An 8,227-nucleotide genomic window follows, 5' to 3' on the forward strand; every position below is an offset into this window, starting at 1 on the left:
GATCAACCAGCTCCGCCTCGCCCGCCCGCTGGCCGAGGACCACCGACATCCCTGGGAGCGACGACGACCACCCCGCCGACTCACTCCAGGGCGTGTCCGCCGGGATTTCCCCCGACTCATACACACGATCGGCACCCCAGCCAGTCCACCAAAACCCTCCAAAGCCGGCCCCGGCCGACCCAAAGGCTCAACCAGCACCCCAGCCGTCCGCCACGACGTGATCAAGAAAGCCGCCTGACACAACAGCCCAGAGGTTTAAACGCAAGCCACAGCCCGTGAATGACCACGCAACCCGCCAGCCAGGCGTCGCTCCCGGCTCCACTGACGACCATCCCGTACTGCGAGGCGCCGCAGCCCGCAATACGAGCTGATGACGCCGCGGGGATGCGATAACAGGTTGTTGAGCACGACCGCCAGAAAGTCGCGGGCGGACGTACAAGCCGCCAGCGTCCAGCACTTGGCCGCTCGCGACGACAGTTGCCGCCCGCCTCGTATTCGGGGCGCCGCACAGACGCCGCAGTACCAGTAGTAGGCGCCAGCCGAGGGCGCGATAGCGGACAGCGGTCAGCGGAGTATGGCGAGGGGGTGCTCGGGGCGATTCGGGGAGGACTTTCGCCGAAGGCAGGGAGGCAGTTGTCCGGTTGCGGGGGTACGAACCTCCCCGGTCACCCTCAAGGCGGTCGCCGGAGTGAGGGCTGTCGAAGCACTAGTACCGGGTAGGCCGGCAGCGAACGCACTAGCCGCCGCCGGCCGGCAAGCGGTGTCGGTTGCTGGTGATGGCCCGCGCGTACGGCGGGGTGCTGGGCGTAGTGCCCGGTGATGGCGTTGGACGGTGAGCCCGATGGCAGGTCCGGTGGCGCGCTGCAGCAGTGGAACCCGTTGGTACCTAGGTGTGCCAGGCGGCGGAGGCGCAGTACCTGAGGGTGCGGTCGCCTGGCGGGCGGTCGGACCGTTGGATCATGGAACCTGTGTCGACCGACAGCGGGCGCATCAGCCATTCAAATGTCGGTCGTTGAGGGCGCTCGCGGTTGCAGTTGACGGCCAGCCGGTACTGCGGGGTGCTGGGCACGGAGCCCGGTGATGGCGTTGACGGTGAACGCTGTCAGATGGCAGATCCGCGGGGGCGCTGGCAGCCTTGGGGCGCTAGCGCCTTGGGCGTGGCTGCCCGCAGGGGCGCTGGTGCCTTGGGCGTGGCGGCCCACAGGGGCGCTGGTGCCTTGGGCGTGGCGGCCCGCAGGGGCGGCGGATGGGGGTCGGGTGAGGCGCCAGACGGCGGTCGGCTCAGCGGCTTCGGGTGAGAAGGGGGTGGCTCACGAGCTTTGGGGGGAGCGGGGATGCAGGGGCCTCGGAGGGAGGGGGTTGCCTCAGGGCAACCTGCCTGGGCAGTACAGCTAACCCTGCCTGGGCAGTACAGGTAACCGGCAGGGAGAAGAGCCGGCCCGGCCTGCTCGGGGGGATGAGCGGGCCGGGCCGGGGGTGGGGGGGTTAGGACTTGCGGTTGTTGACCTCGGTGGTGGTGGCGGGGAGGACCTTGTGGAGGTCGCCTACTACGCCGAAGTCGACCAGTTCGAAGATGGGGGCTTCTTCGTCCTTGTTGATGGCGATGATGGTTTTCGAGGTTTGCATGCCGGCTCGGTGCTGGATGGCGCCTGAGATGCCGGCTGCGATGTAGAGCTGGGGTGAGACCGTCTTGCCGGTCTGGCCCACCTGGTAGGCGTGCGGGTACCAGCCGGAGTCGACGGCGGCGCGGGAGGCGCCTACTGCTGCGCCGAGGGAGTCGGCGAAGGCTTCGATCGGGGCGAAGTCGCCGCCGGTGCCACGGCCGCCGGAGACGATGATCGCGGCTTCGGTGAGCTCGGGGCGACCGGTTGCCTCGCGCGGCTTGGACTCGGTGATGCGGGCCGTCTTGGCGGCGTCGGAGATCGTGACGTCGAACTCCTCCACCTCCGGGCTGGTCTCGGCTGCTTCCGGGGTGGCCGCGTTCGGCTTGACCGTGATGATCGGCGTGCCGTGGGTGACCTTGGCCTGGACCGAGTAGTTGCCGGCGAAGACCGACTGCGTGGTGACCGGACCGGAGTCGCCGGCCTGCACGTCGACGGCGTCGGTGATCAGACCGGAGTCGAGCTTGACGGCCAGCCGGGCTGCGATCTCCTTGCCCTCGGCGTTCGAGGAGATCAGGATCGCGCTGGGCTCGATCTTGGCCGCGACCTGCTGCAGCGCCTCGGCCTTGGGGGCCACCAGGTACTGCGACAGCTCGGGGTCGGTCAGTGCGATCACCTTGGTCGCGCCGTACTGGCCGAGGGCCGGCAGGGCGTCCTGGACGCCTTCGCCGATGTAGACGGCGACGGGCTCGCCGAGGCGGCGCGCGATGGTGAGGAGTTCCGCGGTCGTCTTGCGGACCTTGCCACCGGTGTGGTCAACGAGAACGAGAACGTTCGACATGAACTGGTCGCCCCTCAGAGGAACTTGTTGGTGGACAGGAACTCGACGAGCTGGGCAGCACCACTGCCGTCCTCGTCCGTGACGATCGTGCCGGCCGACCGCGGCGGCCGGGCGGTCACCTCGGTCACCTCGGTGAAGGCCGAGGCCGCGCCGACCTGGTCGGGCGAGATCTCCAGGTCGGCCAGCGACCAGGTCTCGACCGGCTTCTTCTTCGCGGCCATGATGCCCTTGAACGACGGGTAGCGCGGCTCGCCCGACTGGTCACTGACGCTCAGCACCAGCGGCAGCGTGCCCTCGACGGTGTCGCTGGCGGTGTCGCCGTCGCGACGGATCCTCACGGTGGTGCCCTCGACGGTGACCGACGAGCCGAGCGTGACAGCCGGCAGCCCGAGCCGCTCGGACACCATCGCCGGTACGACGCCCATGGAGCCGTCGGTGGACGCCATCCCGAACACGACCAGGTCGGCCTCGAGCTTGCCCAGCGCCTTGGCCAGGATCAGCGAGGTCGCCACGGCGTCGGAGCCGTGGATGCCTTCGTCGTTCACGTGGACGCCGGCGTCAGCGCCCATCTGGAGGCCCTTCTTGATGGCGTCGGCAGCCTGCTCCGGGCCGACCGTGAGGATGGTCACCTCACCTTCGCCGGCTTCCTTCACGGTGAGCGCGGTCTCGACGGCGTACTCGTCCAGTTCGGACAGCAGCCCGTCGACACCGGCGCGGTCCACCGTGTTGTCCTCGGAGCGGAAGCGGCGGTCCGCGGTGGCATCCGGCACGAACTTCGCGCAGACGACGATCTTCATAGCGTGTGGGACCCCTTCTGGTTAACGGTCTCTCCCAGCCTGCCACGGATGTTACTCGCGGGAAACATAAGACGCGTGCGAGTCCCATCACAGTCAGCACCAGTGCCCTGATCACGGCACACTAGTCTGGCCGGGTGACCGAGACGTTACCGCTCACCGGCGAGAGAACAGCGCCCGGGATCTGGCACGAGAACTACTGGTTCGCGCGCCACGAGGCCGCCTACCGCTGGATCACGGCTAATTGGCTCAGCTCCGAGACCGGCCGCGTCCTCGACGCCGGCTGCGGCGAGGGGTACGGCGCGGACCTGCTCCGCCAGGCCGGGGCTCGGCAGGTGTTCGGTCTCGACTATGAAGGTACGACGCTTCGGCACGTCGCCAAGGTTTATCCACAGGTCAATCTCGTCCAGGGCAATCTCGTCCAGACCGGGTTCGCCGCCGAGTCGTTCGAGCTGCTGGTCTCGTTGCAGACGATCGAGCATCTGTGGGAGCAGCCGCGATTCGTCGCCGAGTGCGCGCGGATCGCCGGTCCGGGTGCGGTCGTCGTGTTGTCCACGCCCAACCAGCTCACTTTCCCGAGCGGCAACTGGTACCACACGAAGGAACTCACGCCGGCGGAGTTCGCGGAGCTGGTCGAGGCGGATCTGGAGATCGTCCAGACGCTCGGGCTCTGGCATGGCGAGAGGCTGACCGCATGGGAGCAGGAGCACGGATCCTGCGTGGATGCGCAACTGGCGTCGGATCACGCGGACTGGCCCGCGGACCTGGTCCAACTGGTGACGGAAACCAGCTACCAGGACTTCGTGATCCGGGCGGGCGAACTCGACGACAGCCTCGACCTCATCGTCGTCGCCCGGCCCCGGACCACGTAGTACAGCACCCGGCCCACGGAGTACAGGAAGAGCTCAGGGGCGGATGAAGCGCTCGGCGATCTTGCCGATGATCAGGTAGACCAGCGCCGCGATCCCCCAGTTGACCAGCAAGGTGTTCTTCGCCGTCTCCAACCGGAACAGGTCCTTGAACGGGCCCACCAGGTCGTGGCCGCGCTCCAGCACCCACTTGACGATCTCGTTGCTCTGGTTGGCCTGGTCCAGCGCCGTGAACAAGGCGCCCAGGGCAAGCAAACCGGCCGCGATCACCGCGATCAGCCAGACCAGCGATGCCACCAGGTTCCGGAAGCGTTTGACGCCGGATCCCACCGCGGACAACGCTGCCTTGCCCTTGTCGGATGACGATGAGGAGGACGCAACAGTCTTCTTCACCGCGACCGGCTTGGTTGCCTTGGGCACAGTGGCACCGGACCTGGCCGGCGAACTCGGCGCGGCGGGCTGCCGGGTGACGGGCTTCGTCACCGCGGTGTCGTCCTTGGGTCGTTCGGCCGCAGCCTTCTCGCGGGCGCGTTGCTCGGCGACGATCTCCGCGGCCGTCTTCGGCTTCGCGGGCTTCGTCGCGGTCGCGGTCGTACCGCGGCTGCCGGTGGACGCATCGGTCGCGGGAGTCTCCTCAGGTCCCACGTCCGTCGTCACCGCCTTCTCCGCATCGGCGGCCTTGGCCGCCTTGTCGGGTTGAGTACCCACGTCGTCCATCTCCTCAGCCGGGGTCGGTTCGTCGTCCGTCGCCGGTGCCGGCACCGGCGGTTTTCTGCGTCGGTTGCCCGGTACCGGGCGCGGCGACAGTTTGCGCCGCACCCTCCAGATCGGTGCGGACGGCTCGCCGTCCGCTGCCTCCAACGTAGCCAGATCCGCACCATCAGTCACATCCGCAGCCACGATCGGGACCGGTTCGACCGCCCGGTGCCGCGCGTCGGTGATCGAGCCGTCGGCGGCCGCCTGGTCCAGAACCGACCGGATGTCCGCCTCCGCGGCGGGTGGAACGGACCGTACGGCGTCCGCCGGGGCGGACGAATCCGCCGCCAGCCGGGCCGCGCCGGTCTGATCAGCCACGCTGCGTCTCCTCTTCGACGACCTCGGGGACATAGTGCCCGACTGGTGAGTAACTTGAGAACCCCCTGGCTACTTCTGCCTGCTCAGCAGTCACCCGTACGCCGCTGCCGTGCGCGCCATCCGCTGTCTCTTCACCTGCAAAGGCTGAAGGCGAGGTGCGCTGCGCCGCGGAGTGAGTCGGAGGGGCCACCGAGTCGGGTGGGGGCGAAGTTGGCGTGAGGGGCGCTGTGGCGGGGGTCCGCTCGCTTGCGGCGGACGCCATCGCGGTGGTTGAGGTGCGCTGCGCCGCGGGGTTCTCTGGGGAAATGTCTGAGCTGGGCTCAGGGGAAAGCGTGGTGGGCGTAGCCGGGGGCGTGGTGGGCGCAGGGGAAAGCGTGGTGGGCGTAGCCGGGGGCGTGGGGGGTTTGCCTGCGTGGAGGCGGGCGGTGGTTTCGGCGTTGGATTGGGCTAGGTCCGCCAGGTAGGCGCGGCGGGCGGTGTCGGCTTCGTAGCGGGCTACTCGGTCGCGGACCACGACGGCGGGGATGCCGACCGCCACGGAGTACGCCGGGATGTTGCCTCGGGCAACGCTGTTGGCGCCGATCACTACGCCGCGGCCGATGTCGGCGCCGCGGGTGACGGTGACCTTCGTGGCCAGCCAGCAGTCGGGGCCGATCCGGACCGGCGACTTGACCAGGCCCTGGTCCTTGATCGGCAGGCCGAGGTCTTCGGTCTTGTGGTCGAAGTCGCAGATGTAGGTCCCGTCCGCGATCAACGTGGACGCGCCGATCTCGACGTCCAGGTAGCAGTTCACCGTCACGTCGCGCGCGAACACGACCTTGTCGCCGATCCGCAGCGTGCCCTCGTGCGCGCGCAGCCGCGTCTCGTCGCCGAGGTGCACCCACTGGCCCAGGACCAGCCGCCCGTGCCCGGGCCGCGCGACGATCTCCAGTTTCTTGCCGAGGAAGACGAATCCCTCGGTGATCACCTGCGGGTGCCGCAGCTTGAACCAGGCGAAGCGCCAGTACCGCTTCAGGTAGTACGGCGTCCACGCCCGGTGGCGCACCACCCAGCGCAGATTCGCCGCCGTCAGCAACCGCATCCGTCCAGTATGTACACCGCTACTGAGCGACACCCGTGATCGACACGTTGTAGTAGAGCTCGTCCGGTACGACCTGCGAGAGCGCCTTGTCGACCTTGGACAGCTGCAGCCACGACTTGTACGCGAACATCCGCCACCCGAACCCGAGCTTCTCCTCCGGTACTGCGGCCTCGAACGTCCGGATCGGCCACCCGACCCAAGCAGCCAGCAACTCCTCGGTGACAGTCCGTACGTCGATCGCACCGGCCCGCGTAGCCATCCGGGCGAGCGTGTCCGGGTCGAAAGTGTGCAGGTCGACCACAGCCTCCAGCGCAGCCGCCCGCGAGGACTCGTCGAGCTCGGACTGCGGCCGGCGCCAGTGCGACAGTGCGGGCAGCTTGGTCACGTTGGTGGTCGCCCACCAGGTCAGCCGCGACAACCGCCGCGCCACGAAGTCGCCGTACCGGGTCGGTTCGCCGCAGATCACGAAGCGCCCGCCCGGCTTGAGTACGCGCAGCATCTCGCGGAACGCCAGCTCGACATCCGGGATGTGGTGGATCACCGCGTGCCCGATCACCAGGTCGAAGGTGTCGTCGTCGTACGGGAGTTTCTCCGCGTCCGCGACCTTGCCCTCGATCGCGAAGCCGAGGGTCGCCGCGTTGCGCTTGGCCGCCTCGACCATGCCGGGCGACAGGTCGGTGACGTGTGCCTCGGCGAGTACTCCGGCCAGCTTCAGGTTCAGCGTGAAGAAGCCTGTACCCGCGCCGATCTCGAGCGACTTGCCGTACGGCCAGCCGTCGGTGCCGGCCACGTCGGTGAACCGGTCCCGGGCGTAGTCGACGCAGCGCTCGTCGTACGAGATCGACCACTTCTCGTCATAGGTCGACGCTTCCCAGTCGTGGTAGAGCACCTGGGCGAGCTTGTTGTCGTTCCAGGCCGCCTCGACCTCTTCGGCGGTGGCGGCGGGCTTGGCGGCGGAAGTGGTCATCAGATTCCCTTGAACTCGGCCTTGCCGGGGCCGTTCTCGACGAAGGACTTCATCCCGATGGAGCGGTCCTCGGTGGCGAAGAGCGCCGCGAACTGCTGTCGCTCGATCTCCAGCCCGGTGTGCAGGTCGACCCCGAGGCCGGCGTCGATCGCCTCCTTGGCGGCGCGCAACGCCAGCGCGGCGCCACGGGAGAACTGCGACGCCCAGGCGACGGCAGCGGAGTACACCTCAGCGGCCGGGACGACCTTGTCGACGAGGCCGATCTGCAGCGACTCGGCCGCGTCCACGAATCGGCCGGTGTAGATGATGTCCTTGGCCTTGGACGGGCCGACCAGCCGGGACAGCCGCTGGGTGCCGCCCGCGCCGGGGATGATGCCGAGCAGGATCTCGGGCTGGCCGAGCTTGGCGTCGTCGGCGGCGATCCGATAGTCGGCGCAGAGCGCCAGTTCACAGCCGCCACCGAGCGCGTAGCCGGTGATCGCCGCGACCGTGGGCTTCGGGATCGCGGCGACCGCGGACAGTGAGGCCTGCAGCGGACCTGAGCGGCGGACCATGTCGGCGTACGACATGTCGGCCATCTCCTTGATGTCCGCGCCGGCCGCGAACACCCGCTCGCCGCCGTAGATCACCACCGCACGCACATCGTCGTTCGCGCCGGCCTCGGCAGCCGCGGCCTGGATCTCGTCCTGGACCTGGATGTTCAGCGCGTTCATCTTCGGCCGGTCCAGCCGGATCGTGCCGACCCCGTCGGCCACCGTCAGGTTGACGAACTCGCCCATCTGTCACTCCTCCAGTCCAGTACTACCCGCCGGTCACATCCCCGGCACGGTACCGGACCAGTGGAAATAGTCGTACTACGCCCTCCCCCGCCGGGCTCCATCCCCCACTGCCGGGGTTCGCCAGCGGCGGTGGGTTCGCCCCTCCTGGTGGGGTTCGCCAGCGGCGGTGGGTTCGCCAGCAAGAGTGGGGTTCGCCAGCAGGGGTGGGGTTCGCCCCTCCT

Annotated in this window: 7 protein-coding genes; 1 reads left to right on the top strand and 6 read right to left on the bottom strand. The window is 68.7% G+C overall.

Annotated features, from left to right (window positions below; all coding sequences use genetic code 11):
• Positions 1-1,485 precede the first annotated feature (1,485 nt).
• Both A3ES_RS0144930 and A3ES_RS0144935 read right to left on the bottom strand, forming a co-directional pair.
• Positions 1,486-2,442, bottom strand: a complete 957-nt coding sequence (locus tag A3ES_RS0144930; protein ID WP_020393388.1) for an electron transfer flavoprotein subunit alpha/FixB family protein — start codon at positions 2,440-2,442, stop codon at positions 1,486-1,488.
• Positions 2,443-2,456: 14 nt separating this feature from the next.
• A complete protein-coding gene (locus A3ES_RS0144935; RefSeq protein WP_020393389.1) occupies positions 2,457-3,239 on the bottom strand; it encodes an electron transfer flavoprotein subunit beta/FixA family protein in 783 nt (260 codons plus the stop codon).
• 134 nt (positions 3,240-3,373) lie between these two features.
• Between A3ES_RS0144935 and A3ES_RS0144940 the strand changes: the two genes are divergently transcribed.
• Positions 3,374-4,108: a class I SAM-dependent methyltransferase gene (locus A3ES_RS0144940; protein ID WP_020393390.1), complete on the top strand. Its 735-nt coding sequence runs from the start codon at positions 3,374-3,376 to the stop codon at positions 4,106-4,108.
• Between the two features lie 33 nt (positions 4,109-4,141).
• Here the strand turns inward: A3ES_RS0144940 and A3ES_RS0144945 are convergent, their stop codons facing one another.
• Genes A3ES_RS0144945 through A3ES_RS0144960 form a run of 4 tightly spaced genes read right to left on the bottom strand, consistent with a single transcriptional unit; the run spans position 4,142 to position 8,006 of the window.
• The gene (locus A3ES_RS0144945) at positions 4,142-5,179 is read right to left on the bottom strand and encodes a hypothetical protein (protein ID WP_020393391.1); all 1,038 of its coding nucleotides are present in this window, start codon (positions 5,177-5,179) and stop codon (positions 4,142-4,144) included.
• Complete coding sequence (locus A3ES_RS53630; protein WP_020393392.1) at positions 5,172-6,260, bottom strand: acyltransferase; 1,089 nt, start codon at positions 6,258-6,260, stop codon at positions 5,172-5,174. Before A3ES_RS53630 ends, A3ES_RS0144945 begins: the two co-directional genes overlap by 8 nt.
• A 19-nt stretch (positions 6,261-6,279) precedes the next feature.
• Positions 6,280-7,227, bottom strand: a complete 948-nt coding sequence (locus A3ES_RS0144955; RefSeq protein ID WP_020393393.1) for a class I SAM-dependent methyltransferase — start codon at positions 7,225-7,227, stop codon at positions 6,280-6,282.
• Positions 7,227-8,006: an enoyl-CoA hydratase/isomerase family protein gene (locus tag A3ES_RS0144960; RefSeq protein WP_020393394.1), complete on the bottom strand. Its 780-nt coding sequence runs from the start codon at positions 8,004-8,006 to the stop codon at positions 7,227-7,229. Before A3ES_RS0144960 ends, A3ES_RS0144955 begins: the two co-directional genes overlap by 1 nt.
• Positions 8,007-8,227 lie beyond the last annotated feature (221 nt).

The organism is Kribbella catacumbae DSM 19601, assembly GCF_000372465.1.
GTDB classification, from domain to species: domain Bacteria; phylum Actinomycetota; class Actinomycetes; order Propionibacteriales; family Kribbellaceae; genus Kribbella; species Kribbella catacumbae.